This window comes from Cobetia sp. 29-18-1, from assembly GCF_029846405.1.
Classification (GTDB): domain Bacteria; phylum Pseudomonadota; class Gammaproteobacteria; order Pseudomonadales; family Halomonadaceae; genus Cobetia; species Cobetia amphilecti.
Genome location: NZ_JARWKS010000018.1, coordinates 13410 through 35788 on the forward strand (window position 1 = coordinate 13410; position 22379 = coordinate 35788).

Genomic DNA, 22379 nt, shown 5'->3' on the forward strand with positions numbered 1-22379 from the left:
TGACAGCATGCAGACGCTATCCGAGTCGGCCAATAATAGTGAGCCGCTGACCTCGCCGCGCAGCGCCCGACTCGCCGGCAAGGTGGCGGTGGTCACCGGCGCTGCGGGCGGTATCGGCCTGGCCATCGCCACCCGCTATGTCGCCGAAGGCGCCTATGTGGCGCTGGCGGACATCAACGGTGAGGCGGCGGAGCGCGCCGCCCAGCAGCTGCGCGAGCAGGCCGGGCCGCAGGCGCGCGTCCTGGCGGTGACGCTGGACGTGACGTCGAGCGTCTCGCGTCAGAGCATGCTGGAATGCGTGCAGGCACAATTGGGGCCGATCGATATCCTGGTCAACAATGCCGCCGTCTTCGCCATGGCGCCGGTGCTGGAGGTCAGCGAGGGCATGCTGCGCCACCAGCTGGCGGTCAATGTCGAAGGGCTGTTCTTCACCCTGCAGGTGGTGGCCAGAACGATGGTCGAGCGCGGGCAGGGCGGCAAGATCATCAACATGGCCTCGCAGGCCGGACGACGCGGCGAGGCGCTGGTCAGCGCCTATTGTGCCTCCAAGGCCGCCGTGATCAGCCTGACCCAGTCCTGCGGGCTTGATCTCATCCGCCATGGCATCAATGTCAATGGCATCGCGCCGGGCGTGGTCGACACGCCGATGTGGGATCAGGTCGATGCGCTGTTCGCCCATCATGAACAGCGCCCGCTGGGCGAGAAGAAACGTCTGGTCGGTGAGGCGGTACCCTATGGACGCATGGGGCTGCCGGATGACCACGCCGGCGCCGCGGTATTTCTGGCCTGTGAAGACAGCGATTTCGTCGTCGCCCAGACACTCAATGTCGACGGTGGCAACTGGATGAGCTAAGGATGAGAGACACCTTCCGTCCCGCTGCAAGGGTGCGCATCCATGAATGAGGTAGTCACGTGACATCTTTACCCGATTCTCGCCTGGCCCACATGTCGCCCTCGTTGGACGACATGGCCAGCCGTGTGCTGGCGGAACACGCCTCCAGTCAGCGCACACGTACCATCGTGGCCCTCGCCGGCCCGCCGGCGGCGGGCAAGTCGACGTTGTCGGAATCCCTGTGCGAGACCCTCAATGCGCTGGAATCAGGCATCGCCGTGGTGGTGCCGATGGATGGCTATCACTACGACAACGCCGTGCTGGCGCCGCAGGGCCTGCTCTACGTCAAGGGCGCACCGGAGACCTTCGATGCGCGCGGGCTCTATCATGATCTCGTCAGGGTGCGCGCCGATGATGGCCCGGTCGCCGTGCCGGTCTTCGATCGCCCGCTGGACCTGGCACGTGCCGGTGGCCGCGTGGTCGAGACCCACCATCGCATCGTGCTGGTCGAGGGCAACTATCTGCTGCTGCGCCACGCGCCCTGGGACGCGCTGCTCGGCTTGTTCGACATCAGCATCTTTCTGGATATCGAGGATGAGGTGCTGGTGCCGCGTCTGTTGCATCGCTGGCGCGAGATGGGCCAGGATGCCCGCGGTGCCCACGAGCGCACCCATCACAAGGACATGCTCAACGCGCACCTGATCAAGCAGGACTCGCTCAACGCCGACTGGCGTTGGCGCCTCGCGAATGCCCCCATCGGCCCCGATGGGGAAGACAGCTGAATGACGGATGGCAGGGAGAGCCCCATGTGGGTAGGCGTTGATTGTGGGACTCAGAGTACCAAGGTGGTGATCGTCGATCCGGCCTGCGGCAGCATCGTGGCCCAGGGCCAGCGCAGTCATGCGCTGCAGGAAGGTGCCAACGGACGCCGCGAGCAGGACCCGCAGGACTGGGTGGCGGCGCTTGAGGGCGCCTTCGCTGATGCACTGGCCGCCTCGCGGCTGGACCCGCAGCGCATCACGGCGATCGGAGTGTCCGGTCAGCAGCATGGCATGGTGGTGCTGGATGAGGCCGGTGTGCCGCTCCATCCGGCCAAGCTGTGGTGTGACACCGAGACCAGCGAGCACAATGCCGCACTGATCGCGGCGCTGGGAGGTGAGGCGGGCTGTCTGGAGACGCTCGGCCTGGTGCTGCAGACCGGTTACACCGCCTCCAAGCTCGCCTGGCTGCGTGAGCAGCATCCCGAGCGCTACCAGCGCATCGCCAGCATCCTGCTGCCGCATGACTATCTCAACTTCTGGCTGACCGGCGAGCGCGTCGCCGAATACGGCGATGCCTCGGGCACCGGCTATTTCGATACGCGGCGGCGCTGCTGGCATCAGGATGTCTTCGCGCAGATCGCCCCGGAGCTTGACGCCCGGCGCGTGCTGCCCCGATTGATCGAATCCCACGAGCCGGCCGGGCGCATTCGCCCCGAGATCGCCGCGCGCTTCGGGCTGCGTGACGACGTCATCGTCTCCAGCGGCGGCGGCGACAACATGATGAGTGCCATCGGTACCGGCAACATCGCGCCGGGGCGGGTGACGCTCAGCATGGGCACCTCCGGCACGGTGTGCGCCTGGTCGGCGGACTATCCAGCCGGCTGCGATCCTCAGGTGGCCAGTTTCAGCGCCAGCAACGGTGGCTGGCTGCCGCTGGTGTGCACCATGAATGTGACATCGGCGACCACGCGGGTACGCGAGATGTTCGGCTTCGATATCGCCACCTTCTCCGCCCAGGTGGCAAGCGCCCCGCGCGGGGCCGAGGGCGTGCAGGTGCTGCCGTTCTTCAATGGCGAACGCGTACCGATGCTGCCGCGTGCCCAGGCCAGTTTCCATGGGCTGGACAGTCGCAATGCCACCTCGGCCAACCTGTGTCGCGCGACCATGGAAGGCGCAAGTTACGGCCTGCGCTACGCACTCGAGTGCATGGGGCCGCTGGGCAATGAGGCGCGCCAGATCCGCCTGGTGGGCGGTGGCGCCAAAAGTCCGCTGTGGCGTCAGATGCTGGCGGACATTCTCGGCCTCGAGGTGGTCTGCCCGCAGGTGACCGAGGCCGCCGCCCTGGGCGCCGCGATTCAGGCGGGCTGGTGTCTGGGCCAGTCAGGCAATGAGGGGCAAGGCCGCCACGGCGAGACGCTTGAGCAACTCTGCGAGCGGCTGGTCGCGCTGGATCACGCGACACTCGCCCGGCCCCAGACCGAAGGAGTGGCCGCCTACCGCAAGGGCTACGCCGATTACCGCGCGCTGCTGGCCAGCGAGCACGGCATTGCCGCCGGCGGCTGAGCTCAATACATCAGCATGTCACGCCAAACACATCGCCCCCGTCGAGTCTCACTCGGCGGGGGCGATGTGTTTCACGCGCTTCATTGCATCAGTCGCGGCTCAGGCACGAGCTCAGGCATTGGACGAGCGCGCCCATAGATTGACGCCGCCATCGATGGCGTAGCGGTCGATCTCGTCGAGCTCGGCCTGGGTGAAGTCGAGGTGATCCAGCGCCTTGACGCAATCGCTGACCTGCTCCGGACGGCTGGCACCGATCAGTGCGGTGGTGACGCGGTTGCCACGCAGCGCCCAGGCGAGGGCCATCTGGGCCAGCGACTGGCCACGGCGCTCGGCGATGGCGTTGAGGGCGCGCACCCGCTCCAGATTGTCCTCGGTGAGGTGGTCTTCCTTGATCGCTCCGCCGCGTGCCAGACGGCTATCCTGTGGCACGCCGCCCAGATACTTGTTGGTCAGCACGCCTTGGGCCAGCGGCGAGAACACGATGGAGCCGATGCCCTCGTCATCGAGGGTGTCGAGCAGGCCGTCTTCCTCGATCCAGCGATTGATCATCGAATAGCTGGGCTGATGGATGATGCACGGCGTGCCCAGCTCGCGCAGGATGGCGGCGGCTTCGCGGGTGCGCTGGGCATTGTAGGAGGAGATGCCCGCATAGAGCGCCTTGCCGGAGCGCACGGCGCTGTCCAGCGCCCCCATCGTCTCTTCCAGCGGCGTGTCGGGATCGAAGCGGTGCGAATAGAAGATGTCGACGTAATCGAGATCCATGCGCTTGAGGCTCTGATCCAGGCTCGAGAGCAGGTACTTGCGGCTGCCCCATTCGCCGTAGGGGCCAGGCCACATGTGATAGCCCGCCTTGGTGGAGATCACCATCTCATCGCGGTAGCCGGCGAAGTCGCGCTTGAGCATGCGACCGAACATTTCCTCGGCGCTGCCCGGCGGCGGCCCGTAGTTGTTGGCCAGGTCGAAGTGGGTGATGCCCAGATCGAAGGCGGTCTGGCAGATGGCGCGCGCATTGTCTTCGTGGGCGTTGTTGCCGAAGTTGTGCCAGAGCCCCAGTGACAGGCGGGGCAGTTTGAGGCCGCTCTTGCCGCAGCGCTGGTAGTGCATGCGTTCGTAGCGATCTTCAGCCGGGGTATAGCGCATGGCGGAGTCCTTTCGCGAGTGGAGGCGTCGATGTCTCACAGAGGTGAGGTGACATCGGATGACGCCTTCAGTCTAGGTCGCGTCTGCAGGTCTGATAAGCACATGCGAACGAATAGATTGTTCGCCAGAACGGACAATGCTGTGGCAGGCTCGATCACTGAAATTTCGGGTGACTGACACGAGGAGCAGGCAGGATGCGGCATCACAAGCAGGTGGAGCGACTGATGTTGTTCGCTCAGGTGGCGGAAGCCCTCAGCTTCACCCGGGCGGCCAAGGCGCTGGGCGTGTCGCGTGCTCATCTTTCCGAGCAGGTGCGGCGGCTGGAGCAGGACATCGGGGCGCCCTTGCTGATCCGCACCACGCGGGCGGTACGTCTCACGGAGGAGGGCGAGCGCATTCGCCAGCGCATGCAGTCGGTGCATGGCGAGTTGCTGGCACTGGAGCGCGAGCTTGAACACGACCTGGAGCAGACGAGTGAGCCTGAGCGTCAGGGCTACAGCGGGGTGTTGCGCATCACGGCGCCGGTGCTGTTCGCCGAGCGTTATCTGGTCGAGGTCTGCAATGCCTTTCAGGCGCGCCATCCGGCGGTCGAGCTGCGTCTGGACGTCAGTTACGAGAGCCATGACCTGACCCGTGAGCCATTTGATGTGGCATTTCGCGCCACGCGCACGCCACCGGACAACATGATCGCGCGTCGCCTGCTCGATTACGTCCACTGCTGCTGCGCCTCGCCCGAGTATCTTGCCGCGCATGGCACGCCGCACACGGCCGCGGCGCTTGGCGATCATCGCTGCCACGTCTGGTCGGGGCAGTCCGGCTGGCCGCTGGCCAGTGGTGAGGTCAGTCTCGCGGGGGGATTGGCCATCAATGATCACCGCCTGCTCAAGCAGCAGGCGCTGGGTCATGCCGGCATCATCCGGGTCGCCCATTACCTGGTCGACCGTGAGCTGGCCGAGGGCCGTCTGGTGCGTCTGCTGGCGCATGAGGAAGGTGAACCCAACAGCATCTACATGCTCTATCCCCAGCGCCTGCCGCAGTCGGGCAAGCTGCGCGCCTTCATGGCCGCGGTGGAAGCCGCCATGCCGCCTCGCGGTGCGTGACGGAAAGACACAGACGCGAGAGTGGTGTATGCAAAAAGACCGCCGTGCCCTGATGGGCGCGGCGGTCTTTTCATTCGCCTCTTTTATCCAGGCTGGCGGGGCCTCTTTATCCAGGCTGGCGGCGCCTCAGAGGCCCAGCGCGGCGACCCCGGCCTTGGCGATCTGGGCATCCTGCTCCGGCTTGACGCCGGACACGCCGATGCTGCCGGCGATCTGGCCTTCGACCATCACCGGCACGCCGCCGCCCAGCATGCCTTCAAGCTGCGGCGCTGACAGGAAGGCGGTGCGTCCGCCGTTGATGGAGTCCTCGAACAGCTGGGTCTCGCGGCGACCCAGGGCAGCGCTCTTGGCCTTCTCCTGGGCGAAGTAGCCGGTCATCGCCGGGGTGTCGTCGAGGCGACGCAGGCCCAGCGGGTGGCCGCCATCGTCGGCAACGGCGATGGAGACGGCCCAGCCATTGGCCTCGGCTTCCTTCTGGGCGGCGTCCAGCATCTGATTGACGTCAGCGAGGGTCAGTACGTGGCGAGTGATCATCGGGCTTCCTTGGCAGTGGTGAGGGAAAAGGACAGTGAAAGAGATAGTGAAACAGATACTGAAACAGATAGTGACGCTTCATTTCTGCGGGAGCGTCTCGGGCAGGGCATCATCCACCAGTTCGATCCAGTGACTCACCGGCGTGCGTCCGGCGCTCGAGAGATGCGTCTGACAGCCGATGTTGGCGGTGGCGATACGCGCAGGCCCGTTGGCCTCCAGCGCCTCAAGCTTGCGGTCTCGCAGCTGGCGTGACAACTCCGGTTGCGTGATCGAGTAGGTGCCGGCGGACCCGCAGCACAGATGGCCCTCCATGACAGGGGCCAGCGTGAAGCCCAGTTGCGACAGAATCTTCTCTACCTCGCCGCCCAGCCCCTGGGCATGTTGCAGGGTGCAGGGGCAATGGAAGGCCAGCGGCTGTTGGTCGGGCGTGGCCGCGAGACTCTGTCGATCATCGCGGGCGATCTCCTCGCCCAGCACCTCGACGATATCGCGGGCCAGGGCGCTTACGCGTGCAGCGCGCTCAGCATAGTCCGGGTCATCGGCCAGCATCTCGCCATATTCCTTGACGAAGGCCCCGCAGCCACTGGCGGTCTGCACGATCGCTTCCGCACCGGCTTCGATGGCCGGCCACCAGGCATCGATGTTGGCACGCATGCGCGCGCGACCGGCCTGCTGGGCGTTGAGGTGATAGTCGATGGCGCCGCAGCAGCCTGCCTCCTGAATGGGCGTGACGCCGATGCCGAAGCGCGCCAGCACGCGGGCAGTGGCGGCATTGATGTTGGGGGCCAGGCCCGGTTGCACGCAGCCCTCCAGCATCAGCACCTGGCGCGAAAGCCCTTGCTGAGAAAGCCCTTGGCGAGAAAGCGCCTGATCAGAAGGCGTCGCGGTGACGGGGACGGCCGGGTGTTTGGCTTGATGGTCGCGCTCGCGGGCCAGCGGGATCTTGTCGGCCAGCGCGCCAGGCGCGAGGGGACGAAAGCGCACGCCAAGTGCCAGCAAGGCCTTGAAGCGTGCGGGTTCGACCAGCGCATGGCGCAGGCCGCTGCGCAGCAGGCGCTCTCGCCACGGGCGACCGACGCGGCGCTCCAGCTCCTGACGCCCGATATCGAGCAGGGTGTGATACTGCACGCCCGACGGGCAGGTAGTCTCGCAGCTGCGACAGCTCAGGCAGCGGTCCAGATGCCGCTGGGTCTCGCGGGTGATCTCGCTGGCCTGCTGGCGGGTGCTTGAGTCCTGGCTCTCGGGGTCGCTTTCCAGCAGCTGCTTGATCAGATAGATGCGCCCGCGCGGCCCGTCGCGCTCATCGCCCAGCAGCTGATAGGTAGGGCAGGTGGCATTGCAGAAGCCGCAATGCACGCAGCTGCGCAGGACCTTGTCGGCCCGCTGGATATGCGGTCTGGCAAGCGCGGCGTCACTGAAGTGGGTCTGCATTCAGGTGCGTCTCCTGTCGTGGCGTAAGTCACATCTCGGCATACAGGCGACCGGGATTGAGGATGCCGTGGGGGTCCAGCTGCTGCTTGAGCTGAAGGTGATAGCGGGCATTGGGGGCGGCCAGCGGCATCAGCGGGCTGTCCTCGGCGGCGACGGTGCCCGGCGTGTAGCAGATGGCATGGCCGCCCAGCCGACTGGCCAGCGCGCGGATGCGCTGGGCCGGGGCATCGCTTGCAAGCCAGCGCTGGGCACCCGCCCAGTCACACAGCAGGTCGGCATCCTCCAGAGGGCCCAGCAGTTCGCTGACGGCGGCTTGCCACTCGAGGTGATCCAGCGCCAACGGCAGCGACAGTCGCCACAGTGCCCGATGCGGTGCGCGCGCGCTGAAGAAGGGCAGGCGGTGTTCACGCAGCTCAGTCCAGTGCGCCGCCGCCTGATCCGTCGTCAGGGCCTCACCGCCCAGCTGCTCGCACCCGGCCTGGACCGACCGCTCGCCCCCTTCCAGGCGCAGGGTGAGGCGGCCGTCATGCCAGCTGGTCGCCGTGATCGGCAGCGGCGTGCGGCCCCAGGCATTCAGGTGAGACAGCGCCTCGGCGAGGCTGATTTCCAGACACAGCGATTCGCTTTCCACCGGGCGCGGCATCACCTTGAGCGAGACTTCACTGATCACGCCCAGCGTGCCCTGAGCGCCGCACATCAGGCGCGACAGGTCATAGCCCGCCACGTTCTTCATCACTTCCCCGCCGAAACGTAGCGCCTTGCCGTCGGCGCTGATGATGCGCGTGCCCAGCACCAGGTCGCGCAGGCTGCCGCTCCAGGGGCGGCGTGGGCCGCTGAGCCCCGAGGCGAGAGTGCCGCCGACGGTCGCCGCGGGGCCGAAGTGGGGCGGCTCGCAGCTCAGGTGCTGGCCTTGCTCGGCGAGTACGGCCTCGAGCGTCGCCAGCGGCGTGCCGGCGCGCACCGAGACCATCAGCTCCACCGGGTCGTAGTGGGTGATGCCATGATGCGCGCGCATGTCGAGCACTTCTTCGACGGCCACTTCACGGCCTAGAAAGGCCTTGCTGCCACTGCCGGCGATGCGCAACGGGCGTCTCGCCTCATGGGCGGCGCGGACCTGTGCGCGGAGTGCCTCGCTGGCATCGTGCTGCTGCGGGGGCTGGCTGGCGGCAGGCGTAACGCACTCGGCATGGCTTGGCACCTGATCCTGGAGCGAATCATCTGGCTCTGGCATGGCATATCTCTATTAAAGTGGCGATGAAGTGGCGAACGTCAGGTAGCGAAAGGTCCGGCAGCGAACGCTCAGGCGGCAGCGGATTCGAGAGCTGTCCATGACAGAGAAACCGTCCAGTCACGCGGCAGCTGTCTAGAAACGTGGCAGCTGTCTAGAAACGTGGCAGCTGTCTAGAAACGTGGCAGATCGGGATGCGGCATCTGGTTGTCATGCACATGCATCGCACCGAATTCGGCGCAGCGCGCCAGCGTCGGGATGTTCTTGCCGGGGTTGAGCAGGCCAGCGGGGTCGAAGGCGGCCTTCACGGCATGGAAGACGCTGATCTCCTCGTGGTTGAACTGGGCACACATCTGATTGATCTTCTCGCGGCCCACGCCATGTTCGCCGGTGATGCTGCCGCCGGCGGCCACGCACAGTTCGAGAATCTTGCCGCCGACCTCCTCGGCCAGTTCCAGCTCGCCGGGCTGGTTGGCATCGAACAGGATCAGCGGGTGCATGTTGCCGTCACCGGCATGGAAGACATTGGCCACCGCGAGCCCCGATTGGCGCGAGAGCTCCGCGATGCCGTTCAGCACGGCGGGCAGCTCACGGCGCGGAATGGTGCCATCCATGCAGTAATAGTCCGGCGACATGCGACCCACGGCGGGGAAGGCATTCTTGCGCCCGGCCCAGAAGCGCGCGCGTTGGGCCTCGTCCTGTGCCTGACGGATCTCGGTGGCGCCGGCGCGCTTTAGCACCTCACGGACTCGCGCGCAGTCATCGACGACATCGGCCTCGGCGCCGTCCAGCTCGCAGAGCAGAATGGCGGCGGCCTCGACCGGATAGCCCGCGTGGATGAAGTCCTCGGCGGCGCGAATGGCGAGGTTGTCCATCATCTCGAGCCCGCCGGGGATGATGCCGCAGGCGATGATGTCGCCCACCGCGCGGCCGGCCTTGTCGATATCGGCGAAGCTCGCCATCAGCACCTTGGCGGTCTCGGGTCTGGGCAGCAGGCGCACCGTGACTTCCGTGACCACCCCCAGCATGCCTTCGGAGCCGGTCATCAGCGCCAGCATGTCCAGGCCGGGCGAGTCGAGGCTGTCGGCGCCGATCGTCATCGCCTCGCCTTCGATGGTCAGCATCTCGAGCTTGAGCAGGTTGTGCACGGTGAGGCCGTACTTGAGGCAGTGCACGCCACCGGCATTCTCGGCCACGTTGCCGCCGATGGAGCAGGCGATCTGCGAGGAGGGGTCCGGTGCGTAGTAGAGCCCGAAGGGCGCAGCGGCCTCGGAAATGGCGAGATTGCGCACTCCGGGCTGCAGGCGCGCGGTGCGGGCGTCAGGGTCGATCTCGAGAATCCGCGCCATGCGCGACATCACCAGCAGCACGCCTTGTGCCAGCGGCAAGGCGCCGCCGGACAGCCCGGTGCCGGCGCCACGTGTCACCACCGGCACGCCCAGCGCATGACATTCACGCAGCAGGGCGGCAACCTGCTCGACCCGCTCCGGCAGGGCGACCAGCATCGGCATGACGCGATAGGCGGACAGGCCATCACATTCGAAGGGATGCAGGTCCTCCTCGCGGTGCAGCAGCGTCAGGTCCGGCAGCAGGGTGGTGAGATGTGCCAGCACCTGGCCCTTGTCGTGCTGGGCCAGCGGTCCATCCAGCGTCGGGTCATAGAGGATATTCATGCACTGCCTCCCGGAGGTTGGGGTCTGCGCGGCTGCTGTCTGCTGGTGCTGTCTGTCGTTACTGTCGGCTGGTGCGGGGTTCGAGCGAGTCGCCTGTCGATTCCGCCGCACCTGATCTGCACACAATCTGGCCTGCCTCCCCGGCCTTGTCCATGCTTCACATCAGTGGTCTGACCAGACATTCGTCTAGTGTTTGTGCAAGGAAAACCACGCTTTACTGGCCACATGTCTGCTGCCATCAGGCGGCTTTGCGCCCGCTGATCGACAGGTCTGACCAGTCGAGAATCGGCAGGCGCCGCCAGCGGGTTGATCAAGCGCCACGAGCGGGTTGATCAAGGCGAGCACACAAAGGTCGAGCAAAAGGGGAGGGGCAGGATGCTGCGAACCATCGCCGAGTCAGGAGCTGACCCCCGCGCCGCGGATCAGGCGGCGGCGCGTCTGGAGCAATTGATTCTGGACGGCGTGCTCAAGCCCGGGCAGATGATCCCCTCGGAGCGCCGGCTATGTGAGCGGCTGGGCATCTCGCGGGCCTCGCTGCGTGAAGGGCTCAGGCTGTTGCGTGGCAAGGGCATCATCGAGACGCGTCATGGCAAGGGCTCGAGCGTCGCGTCGCTGTTGCCGAGCGGCGATATCAGCCCGCTGATGCACCTGTTTCGGGATCAGCCGCGCACCCTGTATGACCTGCTGGAAGTACGGGCTCTGCTGGAAGGGCAGTCGGCGCGACTGGCCGCCCAGCGCGGCACGCCGGCGGATAGAGTGCTGATCCGGCGTCATTACGAGGCGATGGCGGCCTGCGTGCGCGAGTATCCGCCTGATTTTGAGTCCTCAGCGCCGGGCGATGAGGCGCTGCCGGATGCCCAGCAGCTGGCGCGTCACGACCACGCCTTCCACCACGCCATCTGTGAGGCGTCCCACAATCCGGTGCTGGTGCATACGCTCAAGGGCATCAATGATCTGCTGCTCAGCTCGGTGTTCGCCTCGCTGCGCAATCTCTACCATCGCCCGATTCCCCGCAGCCAGATCAATGCCCAGCACACGGCCATCTACCGCGCGGTGATGGACCAGCAGCCGGAGGCGGCGGAGAAGGCGGCGCTGGAGCATCTGCACAGCATTCGCGACAACCTGCGCGAGCTGGAGGCGGAGGACGAGCGGCTGGTGCGCTCGGCCATGCGCCTGGAAGGCTTCGAGTAGCGCGTCTGGGTTTTTGGCTCAGGCTCAGGCGTGTGCGCTGGCTGGCATGGGGGCTGGCATGGGGGCTGGACTGGAGTGCGCGCTGGCGGACAAGCAGGCTGGCAAGCGGGGCGGACTCAAGGCAAAGTGGGCAGCTCATCGCCCAAGACAACGTGCTGCCTTCATGTGGAAACTCTCTTCCGCGAGTGATTGGCTCGACCGCCTCAATCACTCCCGCCACGCCATGCTGTGGCTGTTCATCGCCTCGATGCTGGAAACCCTGCTGATCCCGATTCCCATCGAGGTCGTTCTGATCCCGTGGATGCTGCGCCACCCCGAACGCCGCTGGCGCGTGGCCGCGGTGGCACTCGCCGGCAACCTGACCGCGGCATTGCTGGGCTTCTATCTGGGGGCCTACGCGCTGGCGACGTGGGGCGATGGGCTGATCGGCTTCTTCGGCGGGCAGCAGGCCTTCGAATCCTTCCAGCAGCGCTTCAGCGAGCAGGGCTTCCTTGCCATCATGCTGATCGGCATCGTGCCGATTCCCTTCCAGAGCGCCATGCTGGTCGCCGGTGCCAGCGGCTATCCGGTCGCGTTGTTCCTGCTGGCGGCGTTGGTCGGGCGCGGGGTGCGCTATTTCGGACTGGCAGCCCTGGTGGCCCTGGTCGAGGATCAGGCGCTGGCGCTCTGGCAGCGCTACTCGCGCCCGCTGGGAGTGATCGGGCTGGCGCTGACCGGCGTGTGGCTGTGGCAGGCCTTCATCGCCTGATCGCTCACTCTTGCCGGCTTGCGCTGACCTGGGAGAGCAACGCCTTGCCGCGCTGATAGTCGGCCTGCCAGATCGCCTCGGGCACCATGCTGCCGCCGGTGGCCCAGACGACATGGGTGGTATTGGCCTGCACCTCGCCGTCATCCAGCCCGTTGGCCGCCCGCCAGGCGTGCCACTCGGGGGCGTCATTGCACAGTACGTGGCGAATACCGGGTACGCCGGCCAGCGCGGACGGCTCAAGCATGAGTCCTTCGCTGTCATATACCAGCGCGAGCAGTTCGAGCAGATGCTCGTCACGCACGGTATGGATTCCGCTGAGCAAGGGCGCCATCACGCGCCCGACGAAGGCCGAGGCGCGACCCACCGCCAGGCCATCGGCGCAGGTGCGATTGTCCAGCCCGATATCTTCGACCGCGATGCCGTCATGCTCGCCGGTCAACATGCCCAGCAGCATGCAGGGTGAGTTGACCGGCTCGGCGAAGAAGCAGTGCACGGCGTCACCGAAGACCTGCTTGAGGCCGTAGGCCACGCCACCCGGACCGCCGCCGACGCCACAGGGCAGATAGACGCAGAGCGGATGGCGGGCATCCACCGGGATGCCCTGCGCCGAGAGCTGCTCCGCGAGGCGGCTGGCCGCCGTGGCATAGCCCACGAACAGGTCCCGCGAGCTTTCGTCATCGATGAAGTGGGCGTCGGGCTGCTGCGCTTCCTGGCGCCCAGCGGCGACGGCCTTGCCGTAATCCCCGCTGTGCTCCACGACCTCCGCGCCCCGCGCGCGCAGCAGGTCCTTCTTCCATTGCTTGGCATCCGCCGACATGTGCACGGTGACGCGAAAGCCGAGCCGCGCGCTCATGATGCCGATGCTGAGCCCCAGATTGCCGGTGGAGCCCACCACGACCTGTTGGCCGGCCAGCAGGTCACGTATCTCATCACGCTGGAAGGCGCGGTAGTCGTCTTCCTGATGCAGCAGCCCTGCGTCAATGGCGAGACGCTCGGCATGCTTGAGCACCTCATGGATGCCGCCGCGCGCCTTGATCGAACCCGAGATGGGCAGGGCGTTGTCACACTTGATCATCAGGCGGCCTGGCAGCGGGGATTCGGTTGCGCTGAGAGGAGATGCGGTCGAGGCTATGCCGCTCAGCGCCTGCTGCAAGCCGGGCGCTGCCACCAGCGGCGATTCGATGCGCCCTGACGCGGCGGCGGTCTCGGGGAAGGCTTCGGCAATCCAGGGAGCGAAACGCATCAGGCGTGTGTCGGCGTCCTCGATGTCCTGGGCTCCCACGCCACTCGCCTGCAGCGCCGGTGAGGCGAGCGCCTTGGCGGTCGCGACGCGTTCAGGATTGAGCCAGCCGATTTCGCGGCCGGCCATCAGGCTGGCGATTTCCGGGTGACGCAGCGTCAGGGCGTGGAGGTCATGGGGCGTGGCAGACATGCGGTGTCCTTGTGGGGGGCTCGATCCAGCGATCAGGTCAGATCACAGGTTAGCGCGTCTTCCACTGGCAACGCACGTAGCCCAGCTTTCACATTCCGTAAAGGTCAGTGACAAAAAAGACCGAATTTTTTGGCAACCGTCGGGATAGAAATGCAAAAGGTGCAGTCATAGTAAGCAAGGACATGATGTTATCGCGATGTTATGTCTGGCTTTAACTGTTCTTTGGTCCGCCACGGTTTTCCTGGCGGATTTTTTTATGCCTGAAATACGCGGGCTTTGGCAGGTTTTCGCCTGGGGCGTTTGGATTCTCCCAAGGTTTCAGCGACTTTCACTGTGGCCAGAGGCCTTGGTGGCAGGGCGCGACACAGCGCTTTACAGCGACTGTCACCGCCTCGGGTTGCGGCGCGTAAATTGATGGGCGTCAGGCTGGCGGCAGAGATTGATTAGCCATTGGGTAATCTTCGAGGCGTTGGCCTGCTGGTGCAAGCATGCTGAAGGCGCTCTCGGTGCACTCGGTTTTCTCAGCGATCACGTACAGAGCCCCCAGCGGTGATGACCGCTGGGGGCTCTGTACGTTTGGTCTGGCTCTAAGCAGTTTCTTGATGGGTGAACTGTCTCAACAGCCGTTCTGCATCACCAGCAGCGCACTCAGGACATCGCGGCGGGTGACCATGCCGATCAGGCGGCCCTGCTCGACCACCGGATAGACCTTGGGACGCTGGCCATTCATGTGCTGCGCCAGATCCGTGATGCTGTCATTCGGGCCGACGCTGAGGACTTCGTGACGCATCAGGTCGCCGACCTGGGCATGCTGGCCGCAGTGATAGGCACTGTCGAGCAGCTTGCCGAGGATGTCCTGTTCGGAGATGAAGCCGATCAGGCGGTCCAGGTCATCCACGACCGGCACGCCGGGCAGACGGTGGTGGGTCAGGCCCTGGGCGAGTTCGAGAATGCTGGTGCGCGCCTTTACGCGATAACAGTCGCGGGACATGATGTCGCGAAGGGTCGATGGCACCTTGAGCTGGGTGGCTTTCATGGGCAGGTCTCCTGCGTCACTGCTCTTCGACTCTCCGGTGAGGGAGCCGTGAGATGAATGCCGGCAGCCACTTTCGTGACTGCCGGCGACATTCAACATCTGTTCAGAGCATAGGGCATCACTGCGTGAGCTGCGCGTCCCGTTGCCTTGAGGGGGTATCAGTCACCCGGACCGCATTCCATGCAGCGCTCGACGATGGCCGGGCCCAGCTGCAGGTTTGCGTTGAGGTCACGCAGCGCGGTGCGCAGGCCTTCCTCGATCACCGGGTGATAGAAGGGCATTTCCAGCATCTGCTCGATGGTCATGCGTTGCTGATGGGACCAGGCCAGCAGGTGGGCGAGGTGCTCTGCACGCGGACCGAAGATCTCGGCGCCCAGCAGCAGGCCGGTGCCTTGCTCGCCATAGACGCGCAGCATGCCCTTGTTCATGCGCATCACGCGGGAGCGACCCTGGCCGGTGAAGTCGACTTCGCCCACCGCGTAGCAGTCGCAGGCACCGTAGCGCTGTTCGATCTCGGCGGTCGAGAGGCCGATGGTGGCCATCTGCGGATCACTGAACACGACGGCGATGGTGCTCTTGCGCTGACCGGCACGCACGTCGGGGAAGCGACCGGCGTTGTCACCGGCGATACGGCCCTCATCGGAGGCTTCGTGCAACAGCGGCAGGTCGTTGTTGGCGTCACCGGCGATGAAGACATGGCTCGGCGTGTCGTCGCTCAGACGAGTCTGCAGGGTGTGACGATTGAAGATCGGCACGCCGCGCTCGTCCAGCTTCAGACCCAGCGCCTCGATATTGAGGCGATCGACGTTCGGGCGACGGCCGGTGGCCGCGAGCAGGTAGTCGAAACGCTCGGTGAGACGTGCTTCGCTGCCACGCTCGATGAAGGTGATCTCGACACCGGCGCCGTTCTCGTCCTCGACGCGTTCGATCTTCTCGACCTTGGCGTCCGGGTCGAGATAGAACTCCTCGTTGAAGACGCGATCGGCATTGGCACGCAGCTTCTCGTCACGCAGCGGGCCGATGGCGCCGCCGACACCGAACATGCGGATGCGCACGCCGAGACGCGTGAGCGCCTGGCCCAGCTCCAGCCCGATGACGCCCGGGCCGAAGACGGCGACGGATTCCGGCAGGTCGTCCCAGTCGAAGACGCTGTCGTTGATGATCAGGCGGTCACCGGCATTCTCGAAGAAGCCCGGGTAGCTGGGGCGTGAGCCGGTGGCGATCACGACACGCTCGAAGGTGACGCGGGTCTCATTGTCGCCGATGATCAGGCTGTTGGCGGTCTCGAAACGCGCATTGCCGCGCAGCTTGTCGTGGGAGGGGATGCCTTCCACGGACTCGACCACGAAGCCGACGAAGCGGTCGCGCTCACGCTTGACGCGGTCCATCACGGCGCGGCCATCCACCTTGACCTCGCCTTCGATATTGATGCCGAACGGTGCGGTATCACGGGCGTGATGCGCGGCTTCGGCCGCACTGATCAGCAGCTTGGACGGCATGCAGCCGACACGGGCACAGGTGGTGCCGTAGGGGCCGCCTTCGATCATGACCACGGAATCGGTGTGTGCCTTGGCGGCGCGATAGGCACCCAGACCGGCACTGCCTGCACCGATGATGGCGACTTCAACCTGGCGTTCGTTCACGTCGTACTCCTCAAGGCGCGCCAGCGGCGCACCTGACAATGGGGTCTCAAGCGCGAGCGTGGCCCGCGCGTGATGAAAAGAGAAAGTTATCGGGGCCTGTCAGCGTGATGCGTTCAAGCGCTGGTCAGGCTGCCGAAGTAGCGGGCGACTTCATCGCTGCCGCCGACATGCTCGCCGTCGATCCAGACCTGCGGCACGGTGGCCTGACCGGTCATGGCGCGCAGGGTGCGTGAGGTCACGCCGCGGGTGCCGACTTCGATGACTTCGTAGCTGATGCGTGCTTCGTCGAGCATCTGCTTCGCACGTGCGCAGTACGGGCAGCCCGGCTTGCTGAACAGGGTAGCGAAGCTGGGACGGCCGGCGTCCGGGGCCAGATAGTCGAGCATGGTATCGGCGTCGGAGACTTCAAAGGGGTCGCCCGGCTTCTGCGGCTCGATGAACTGCTTCTCGACCACGCCGTTGCGTACCAGCATGGAATAGCGCCAGCTGCGCTTGCCGAAACCGATGTCGCTCTTGTCGACCAGCATGCCCATGCCGGCGGCGAAGTCACCGTTGCCATCGGCGATCAGGCTCAGGTTCTCGGCTTCCTGATGCTCGCCCCAGGATTCCATGACGAAGGCGTCATTGACGGACAGGCAGACGATCTCGTCGACGCCGACAGCATAGAAGCGATCGGCCAGCTCGTTGTAGCGCGGCAGGTGAGTGGAGGAACAGGTCGGGGTGAAGGCGCCCGGCAGGGCGAAGACCACCACGTTGCGGCCCGAGAAGATCTCCTCGCTGGTGCGCTCGACCAGACGGCCGTCGCGACGGATCTTGAAGCTGACGTTCGGGACCTGCTGGCCTTCGTGTGATTCGAGTTGCATGAAATTGGCTCCGGTCTCGATGAGACGTATCTAAAGGGGATGGCAGGCGACTGAGGCTCGATGACAATGTCGAGTGCATGAGAAATCAGTGCCTTGCGAAACTGGAGCCAGTCTAGGGGCAAGCCTCTCGTGGGTGAATTTGATTGCATCAAGCGAGGCGATAGCTTTTCTTGATGATGGTGCTGACATTCAGGCGTGGGCTGGCTCATGGCCTTGTTCTCGGCAGGAACGTGCTGGCCGGCAAGCGGCTTTTCTGCCGGAAATAGTTATACAGACTTGATATTTACCTCTGTCAGCCATAGGTAGTGGGTACGTCACAGCATCGTCAGGCGTCGAGTCTGGCAAGCGAGGCAATAGATGAACGCACGAGAGTACATGGCGAAGCACGGCCTGGACGGCGACAAGGACAAGGAGGAGGACAAGCCTCAGAGTCTGGAAGAACATGCCTGGGCACGTGCACGTGAGTCCGGCAGCCATCGGCCACGCACCGGGACGCCGCATGACTGGGAAGACTGGGAGCGCTACCACGAGCAGCTGGCCGCGGACTCCGAGAAGCTGTCCCAGAAGATCGATCGTCAGGCCCGCGCCGGCGGATCCGCCTCAGCGCACGACGATGACGTCGACAAGGCCGACGCTGATCAAGACGGGCAGTAATCAAGAAGGACAGTGATCAAGAAGGACACTGATCAACACGAGTACCGAACATTCATGACCTCCGTGGAGTCACGGTTGTCACAATCGCAAGGAGCAACTCATGGATATCATTCGCATCATTCTGGCCATCATCCTGCCGCCGCTGGGCGTTCTCATGCAGGTGGGTGTCGCCAACAAGCATTTCTGGATCAACATCATCCTGACCTGCTTCGGTTTCCTGCCGGGGATCATCCACGCGGTGTGGGTCATTACCAAGTTCTGACCGCCGCTGAGCCCCAGAGGCTCTGATATGGCTGCCCACCTCGGGCAACCCAGAGTTGAAAGACCCGAAGCCCCCGCTGCCTTGTGTGCAGCGGGGGCTTTTCAGTGGGCGCTCACCGGGGAAGCGCCATGTGGCGTCGGTGATTCAGCGGCGGTGGATGCCGAGGGCCCTGGCGAATGGCAGGCGACGGTAGTTCAACATGTAGACTTTCGCATAGCCTGATTTCAACGCTTTTCAGCGAGCGTGGCGCTTGTCGCCTCTCGCTTGCCCCCGTAGGGTCAAATGGGACTGAGGGCAGCGATCAGGGCCGGTGAAGCCTGTTCGATCACATGCTCCACGATAACAACAACACGTATGGATACCACGCATGGTCACGACTGCTGAGCCCGACGCGCCGCAGGAGACCAGCTCCTGCTTCGCGATCTTCAATGATGTGCAAAAGAGCTATGACGGCGAAACGCTGGTGGTCAAGGGCTTCAATCTTGAAGTCCAGCGCGGCGAGTTCGTCACCCTGCTGGGGCCGTCCGGTTCCGGCAAGACCACCTGCCTGATGATGATGGCAGGCTTCGAAACGCCGACCCACGGCGACATCCTCCTCGACGGTACCCCCATCAATGACTTGCCACCGCACAAGCGCGGTATCGGCATGGTCTTCCAGAACTATGCGCTGTTTCCGCACATGAGCGTGGCCGAGAATCTGGCCTTCCCGCTGGAAGTGCGCGGCATGAGCAAGGAGGAAATCTCGACCAAGGTGGCCAACGCGCTGGACATGGTGCGACTCGGCGAATTCGGCGATCGCCGTCCGGGGCAGCTCTCCGGCGGGCAGCAGCAGCGGGTCGCTCTGGCCCGTGCGCTGGTCTTCGAGCCGGAGCTGGTGCTGATGGATGAACCGCTGGGGGCGCTGGACAAGAACCTGCGCGAAGAGATGCAGTTCGAGATCAAGCGCATCCACCAGCGCCTCGGCGTCACCATGCTCTACGTGACCCATGATCAGACGGAAGCGCTGACCATGTCGGACCGCATCGCGGTCTTCAATGACGGCATCGTCCAGCAGCTGGCAACCCCCGAGGCGCTGTATGAAGCGCCGGAGAATGCCTTCGTCGCCTATTTCATCGGCGAGAACAATCGCCTCAACGGCCAGGTATCGCAGCTCGACGCTCAGGGTGAACATTGCACGGTGACCCTCGACAGTGGCGAGCAGGTACGAGCGCTCAAGGTGGCCGTCAATGAGGTCGGCGAGCGCACCCAGCTGTCACTGCGCCCGGAGCGGGTGCGCCTGCTGTCGGCGGAAGAGCCAGGCGCCGCGGGCACGCCAAGCCCTCCCGACAATGTCTTCTCCGCCGAGGTGCTCGAGGTGATCTATCTTGGAGATCATCTGCGCACGCGCGTGGCGGTGTGTGGCAGTGACGAATTCATCATCAAGACACCCAACGCCGAGGGTTATCCGCCCTTGCGGCCCGGGCAGACCCTGCAGGTGGGATGGGACGCCTGCGACTGCCGGGCACTGGATGCCTGAGGCCAGCAAGGGTCAGAGCAGACCAGAAGAACAGGCGAGAAAAGGACAGGCGAGAAAGGAAAAGCAGCAAGGGAGGTGAAGCACGCTTCCTCAGCAGAGCAAGAGCAGATTTCGCGACAAGAGTGCAGCACAACAACAAGAAATCAGGGAGATTCATCCATGTCAGTCATCAATCAGTTCACCGCGTCATTCACTACCTCGCGCCCGGGCATGCCGCTGCGCAGCCTGCTGGCGGTCGCCGTGGCAGCGGCCGGCATGAGCGCCGGAGCGGCCCAGGCCGAGACGCTCAATATCGTCTCGTGGGGCGGCGCCTATACCGACAGCCAGAACAAGGCCTATCACGAGCCCTGGGAGGAGAAGAGCGGCGACACCGTCGTCAATATCGACAAGTCATCCAATGCGCTGTCCGGTCTGCGCGCACAGGTCCAGGCCGGCAACGTCACCTGGGACCTGGTCGACATGCTCCCCAGTGATGCCTTGATCGCCTGTTCGGAAGGCCTGATCGAGCCGCTGGACCCGGACACCCTGTTCGCGGCAGCGCCGGATGGCACGCCGGCCAGCGAGGACTTCATCGAGAATTCGCTCAGCGAGTGCTTCGTGCCGCAGATCGTCTACTCCAACATCGTGGCCTTCAATACCGAGATGTTCCCCGAGGACAAGCAGCCGGATTCCATCGATGACGTCTTCAATCTCGAGGAATTCCCCGGCAAGCGTGCGCTGCAGAAGAAGCCGATCAACAACATGGAGTGGGCGCTGGTAGCCGATGGCGTGGCCCCGGAAGATGTCTACGAGATGCTGGATTCCGAGGAAGGCATCGAACGTGCCTTCGCCAAGCTCGATACCATCAAGGACAGCGTGATCTGGTGGGAAGAGGGCGCACAGCCGCCGCAGCTGCTGGCGGACAAGGAAGTGGCCTTCGCCTCGGCCTACAACGGACGCATCTTCGATGCCGAGGTCAACGAGAAGCAGCCATTCTCCATCGTCTGGGATGCCCAGGTCTTCGAGCTGGATGGCTGGGTCGTCCCGACCGGCAAGCTCGACAAGGTCAAGGATTACCTGATGTTCGCCACCGATACCCAGCGTCTGGCGGATCAGGCGAAGTACATCTCCTACGGGCCGGCGCGTACCTCCTCCGCGGCACTGGTCTCGACCCATGCGGACACCGGCATCGACATGAAGCCGCACATGCCCACCTATGGCCCCAACTTCGAGACCGCCATCCCCAAGGATGACGAATTCTGGGCCGACAACCTCGATGAGCTGAGCCAGCGCTTCAACGCCTGGCTGGCACGCTGACCCCTGCACTGACCCGCTGGCCCCGGTGGCGCACACCTGCGCGCCGGGGCCTTTTTGATCATGCCTGATGGCCCGTCGGCCATGCTCGATTCCGCCAGGTTGGCTTCCGTCACTGTCACGCGGAAGCCGGCTGGCGGCCTAGGCATCCTCGGATAGCCGATCAAGGAGTGCAGGATGAGCGATTCCTCCGCCCCGGCCACGTCCGGAAGCGCAGCACATGACCCCAATGGTGCCCCCGGCGCGGCGCTGACCACCGCCGATGGCGTACCGCTGAAACAGAGCCTCAATCGCGCCATCCGCCGCAGCCGCATCAAGGCGTTGCTGCTGGTGGCACCGTTGCTGGTCTTCATCGGGCTGGCATTCGTCATGCCCATCTTCGACATGCTGTCACGCAGTGTCGACAACCCGGAAGTCTCCACCTATCTGCCGCGCACCAGCGAGGTGCTGGTCGACTGGGACGGCGAAGGGTTGCCGGAAGAGGCCGCCTACGCCGCCCTGGCGCAGGATCTGGCCGCGGGACTCAAGGCGCGCAATCTCGGGCGCGTCGCCTCGCGTCTCAACTACGAAAAGTCCGGCATGCGGTCGCTGTTCATGAAGAGCGCCCGCCGTGCCGGTCGCATGGAGGCCCCTTACAAGGCCGCGCTGATCAAGGCCGATGAGGATTGGGAGGACCCGGATATCTGGCGTCTGATCAAGCGCGAATCGTCGCCTCTCACCGCTTCCTACTATCTGGCGGCGGTGGATCGTCAGTTCTCACCGACAGGGGAGATCGTCGAGAAACCGGAGTATCTGCAGATCCACGTCTCGCTGTTCATCCGCACCTTCTGGATGAGCGCGGCGATCACCGGGCTGTGTCTGTTGCTGGCCTATCCGGTGGCCTGGCTGCTGGCGACCCTGCCGGCCAGTCGCGGCAATCTGCTGATGATTCTGGTGCTGCTGCCGTTCTGGACCTCGCTGCTGGTGCGAACCACCACCTGGATCGCGATCCTGCAGCAGCAGGGGGTGCTCAATGACATGCTGGTGGGCGTCGGGATACTCGCCGAGGAGGCGCGTATCCAGATGATCTACAACAAGACCGGCACCATCATCGCGATGACCCACATCCTGCTGCCGTTCATGATCCTGCCGCTGTACTCGGTGATGAAGACCATCCCGCCCAGCTACATGCACGCGGCGCGCTCGCTGGGCGCCGGGCCGATCACCGCCTTCCGGCGCGTCTACTTCCCGCAGACCCTGCCGGGCATCGGGGCGGGCTCGATTCTGGTCTTCATCCTCTCCATCGGCTACTACATCACGCCGGCACTGGTGGGCGGGCAGTCGGGCCGCTTCATCACCAACTTCATCGCCTATCACATGCAGACCTCGCTCAACTGGGGGCTGGCAGCGGCCATTGGCTCGATTCTGCTGGTCGTGGTGATCCTCTTCTATCTCGTCTACAACCGTCTGATCGGTGTGGACAAGGTCAAACTGGGGTGA

Annotated in this window: 20 protein-coding genes; 11 read left to right on the plus strand and 9 right to left on the minus strand. The window is 64.8% G+C overall.

Translation table 11 applies throughout. The features are described from left to right. Positions 1–7 precede the first annotated feature (7 nt). Genes QD208_RS13705 through xylB form a run of 3 tightly spaced genes read left to right on the plus strand, consistent with a single transcriptional unit; the run spans position 8 to position 3156 of the window. Positions 8–853 (plus strand): L-iditol 2-dehydrogenase, encoded by an 846-nt coding sequence (locus QD208_RS13705; protein ID WP_279837142.1) that lies wholly within the window; start codon positions 8–10, stop codon positions 851–853. Between the two features lie 59 nt (positions 854–912). Beyond that, complete coding sequence (locus QD208_RS13710; RefSeq protein ID WP_346428201.1) at positions 913–1614, plus strand: nucleoside/nucleotide kinase family protein; 702 nt, start codon at positions 913–915, stop codon at positions 1612–1614. 24 nt (positions 1615–1638) lie between these two features. Further along, positions 1639–3156, plus strand: a complete 1518-nt coding sequence (xylB, locus tag QD208_RS13715) for a xylulokinase (protein ID WP_279837143.1) — start codon at positions 1639–1641, stop codon at positions 3154–3156. 111 nt (positions 3157–3267) lie between these two features. Here the strand turns inward: xylB and mgrA are convergent, their stop codons facing one another. Further along, complete coding sequence (mgrA, locus tag QD208_RS13720) at positions 3268–4296, minus strand: L-glyceraldehyde 3-phosphate reductase (RefSeq protein ID WP_213114295.1); 1029 nt, start codon at positions 4294–4296, stop codon at positions 3268–3270. 194 nt (positions 4297–4490) lie between these two features. Here mgrA and QD208_RS13725 point away from each other — a divergent pair, with 194 nt between their 5' ends. Then, positions 4491–5396: a LysR family transcriptional regulator gene (locus tag QD208_RS13725; RefSeq protein ID WP_279837144.1), complete on the plus strand. Its 906-nt coding sequence runs from the start codon at positions 4491–4493 to the stop codon at positions 5394–5396. A 126-nt stretch (positions 5397–5522) separates the two neighbouring features. Here the strand turns inward: QD208_RS13725 and QD208_RS13730 are convergent, their stop codons facing one another. The 4 genes from QD208_RS13730 to glcD all read right to left on the minus strand — a co-directional run bounded on the left by QD208_RS13730 (position 5523) and on the right by glcD (position 10262). Beyond that, a complete protein-coding gene (locus QD208_RS13730; RefSeq protein WP_043334532.1) occupies positions 5523–5930 on the minus strand; it encodes a heme-binding protein in 408 nt (135 codons plus the stop codon). A 78-nt stretch (positions 5931–6008) separates the two neighbouring features. Continuing rightward, positions 6009–7361, minus strand: coding sequence for a glycolate oxidase subunit GlcF (gene glcF, locus QD208_RS13735; RefSeq protein WP_279837146.1), 1353 nt, complete (start codon positions 7359–7361; stop codon positions 6009–6011). Between the two features lie 28 nt (positions 7362–7389). Then, positions 7390–8592, minus strand: coding sequence for a glycolate oxidase subunit GlcE (gene glcE / locus QD208_RS13740; RefSeq protein WP_279837147.1), 1203 nt, complete (start codon positions 8590–8592; stop codon positions 7390–7392). Positions 8593–8762: 170 nt separating this feature from the next. Beyond that, positions 8763–10262, minus strand: coding sequence for a glycolate oxidase subunit GlcD (gene glcD / locus QD208_RS13745; protein ID WP_279837148.1), 1500 nt, complete (start codon positions 10260–10262; stop codon positions 8763–8765). 375 nt (positions 10263–10637) lie between these two features. Here glcD and glcC point away from each other — a divergent pair, with 375 nt between their 5' ends. Then, positions 10638–11453, plus strand: a complete 816-nt coding sequence (gene glcC, locus QD208_RS13750; RefSeq protein WP_279837149.1) for a transcriptional regulator GlcC — start codon at positions 10638–10640, stop codon at positions 11451–11453. A 163-nt stretch (positions 11454–11616) separates the two neighbouring features. After that, positions 11617–12201: a VTT domain-containing protein gene (locus QD208_RS13755; protein ID WP_131431669.1), complete on the plus strand. Its 585-nt coding sequence runs from the start codon at positions 11617–11619 to the stop codon at positions 12199–12201. Positions 12202–12205: 4 nt separating this feature from the next. On the opposite strand, the gene QD208_RS13760 is transcribed toward QD208_RS13755, so the two are convergent. From QD208_RS13760 to QD208_RS13775, 4 genes are all read right to left on the minus strand, one after another. After that, positions 12206–13633 carry a D-serine ammonia-lyase gene (locus tag QD208_RS13760; RefSeq protein ID WP_279837150.1) on the minus strand — a complete coding sequence of 476 codons (1428 nt, stop codon included), beginning with the start codon at positions 13631–13633 and terminating at the stop codon, positions 12206–12208. Between the two features lie 616 nt (positions 13634–14249). Beyond that, positions 14250–14669, minus strand: coding sequence for a CBS domain-containing protein (locus tag QD208_RS13765; protein WP_043334523.1), 420 nt, complete (start codon positions 14667–14669; stop codon positions 14250–14252). 158 nt (positions 14670–14827) lie between these two features. Then, on the minus strand, positions 14828–16312 hold the full coding sequence (locus QD208_RS13770) for a dihydrolipoyl dehydrogenase (RefSeq protein WP_192837919.1): 1485 nt from the start codon (positions 16310–16312) through the stop codon (positions 14828–14830). A gap of 113 nt (positions 16313–16425) precedes the next feature. After that, the gene (locus QD208_RS13775; RefSeq protein ID WP_279837151.1) at positions 16426–17175 is read right to left on the minus strand and encodes a glutathione peroxidase; all 750 of its coding nucleotides are present in this window, start codon (positions 17173–17175) and stop codon (positions 16426–16428) included. 375 nt (positions 17176–17550) lie between these two features. Between QD208_RS13775 and QD208_RS13780 the strand changes: the two genes are divergently transcribed. The 5 genes from QD208_RS13780 (at position 17551) to QD208_RS13800 (ending at position 22379) form a co-directional block, all read left to right on the plus strand. Beyond that, positions 17551–17829: a hypothetical protein gene (locus QD208_RS13780; protein WP_279837152.1), complete on the plus strand. Its 279-nt coding sequence runs from the start codon at positions 17551–17553 to the stop codon at positions 17827–17829. Positions 17830–17929: 100 nt separating this feature from the next. Then, a complete protein-coding gene (locus QD208_RS13785) occupies positions 17930–18091 on the plus strand; it encodes a YqaE/Pmp3 family membrane protein (RefSeq protein WP_043334518.1) in 162 nt (53 codons plus the stop codon). A gap of 367 nt (positions 18092–18458) precedes the next feature. After that, complete coding sequence (locus QD208_RS13790) at positions 18459–19607, plus strand: ABC transporter ATP-binding protein (RefSeq protein ID WP_175089820.1); 1149 nt, start codon at positions 18459–18461, stop codon at positions 19605–19607. A gap of 159 nt (positions 19608–19766) precedes the next feature. Beyond that, entirely contained in the window at positions 19767–20903 is a 1137-nt protein-coding gene (locus QD208_RS13795) for an extracellular solute-binding protein (protein ID WP_225347830.1), read from the plus strand. 174 nt (positions 20904–21077) lie between these two features. After that, on the plus strand, positions 21078–22379 hold the full coding sequence (locus QD208_RS13800; RefSeq protein WP_054556762.1) for an ABC transporter permease: 1302 nt from the start codon (positions 21078–21080) through the stop codon (positions 22377–22379).

Coding starts and splice junctions, on each gene's coding strand:
- QD208_RS13705 (WP_279837142.1), top strand. CDS start 8: ATGCAGACGCTATCCGAGTCGGCCAATAATAGTGAGCCGCTGACCTCG.
- xylB (WP_279837143.1), top strand. CDS start 1,639: ATGTGGGTAGGCGTTGATTGTGGGACTCAGAGTACCAAGGTGGTGATC.
- mgrA (WP_213114295.1), bottom strand. CDS start 4,296: ATGCGCTATACCCCGGCTGAAGATCGCTACGAACGCATGCACTACCAG.
- QD208_RS13725 (WP_279837144.1), top strand. CDS start 4,491: ATGCGGCATCACAAGCAGGTGGAGCGACTGATGTTGTTCGCTCAGGTG.
- QD208_RS13730 (WP_043334532.1), bottom strand. CDS start 5,930: ATGATCACTCGCCACGTACTGACCCTCGCTGACGTCAATCAGATGCTG.
- glcF (WP_279837146.1), bottom strand. CDS start 7,361: ATGCAGACCCACTTCAGTGACGCCGCGCTTGCCAGACCGCATATCCAG.
- glcE (WP_279837147.1), bottom strand. CDS start 8,592: ATGCCAGAGCCAGATGATTCGCTCCAGGATCAGGTGCCAAGCCATGCC.
- glcD (WP_279837148.1), bottom strand. CDS start 10,262: ATGAATATCCTCTATGACCCGACGCTGGATGGACCGCTGGCCCAGCAC.
- glcC (WP_279837149.1), top strand. CDS start 10,638: ATGCTGCGAACCATCGCCGAGTCAGGAGCTGACCCCCGCGCCGCGGAT.
- QD208_RS13755 (WP_131431669.1), top strand. CDS start 11,617: ATGTGGAAACTCTCTTCCGCGAGTGATTGGCTCGACCGCCTCAATCAC.
- QD208_RS13760 (WP_279837150.1), bottom strand. CDS start 13,633: ATGTCTGCCACGCCCCATGACCTCCACGCCCTGACGCTGCGTCACCCG.
- QD208_RS13765 (WP_043334523.1), bottom strand. CDS start 14,669: ATGAAAGCCACCCAGCTCAAGGTGCCATCGACCCTTCGCGACATCATG.
- QD208_RS13775 (WP_279837151.1), bottom strand. CDS start 17,175: ATGCAACTCGAATCACACGAAGGCCAGCAGGTCCCGAACGTCAGCTTC.
- QD208_RS13780 (WP_279837152.1), top strand. CDS start 17,551: ATGGCGAAGCACGGCCTGGACGGCGACAAGGACAAGGAGGAGGACAAG.
- QD208_RS13785 (WP_043334518.1), top strand. CDS start 17,930: ATGGATATCATTCGCATCATTCTGGCCATCATCCTGCCGCCGCTGGGC.
- QD208_RS13790 (WP_175089820.1), top strand. CDS start 18,459: ATGGTCACGACTGCTGAGCCCGACGCGCCGCAGGAGACCAGCTCCTGC.
- QD208_RS13795 (WP_225347830.1), top strand. CDS start 19,767: ATGTCAGTCATCAATCAGTTCACCGCGTCATTCACTACCTCGCGCCCG.
- QD208_RS13800 (WP_054556762.1), top strand. CDS start 21,078: ATGAGCGATTCCTCCGCCCCGGCCACGTCCGGAAGCGCAGCACATGAC.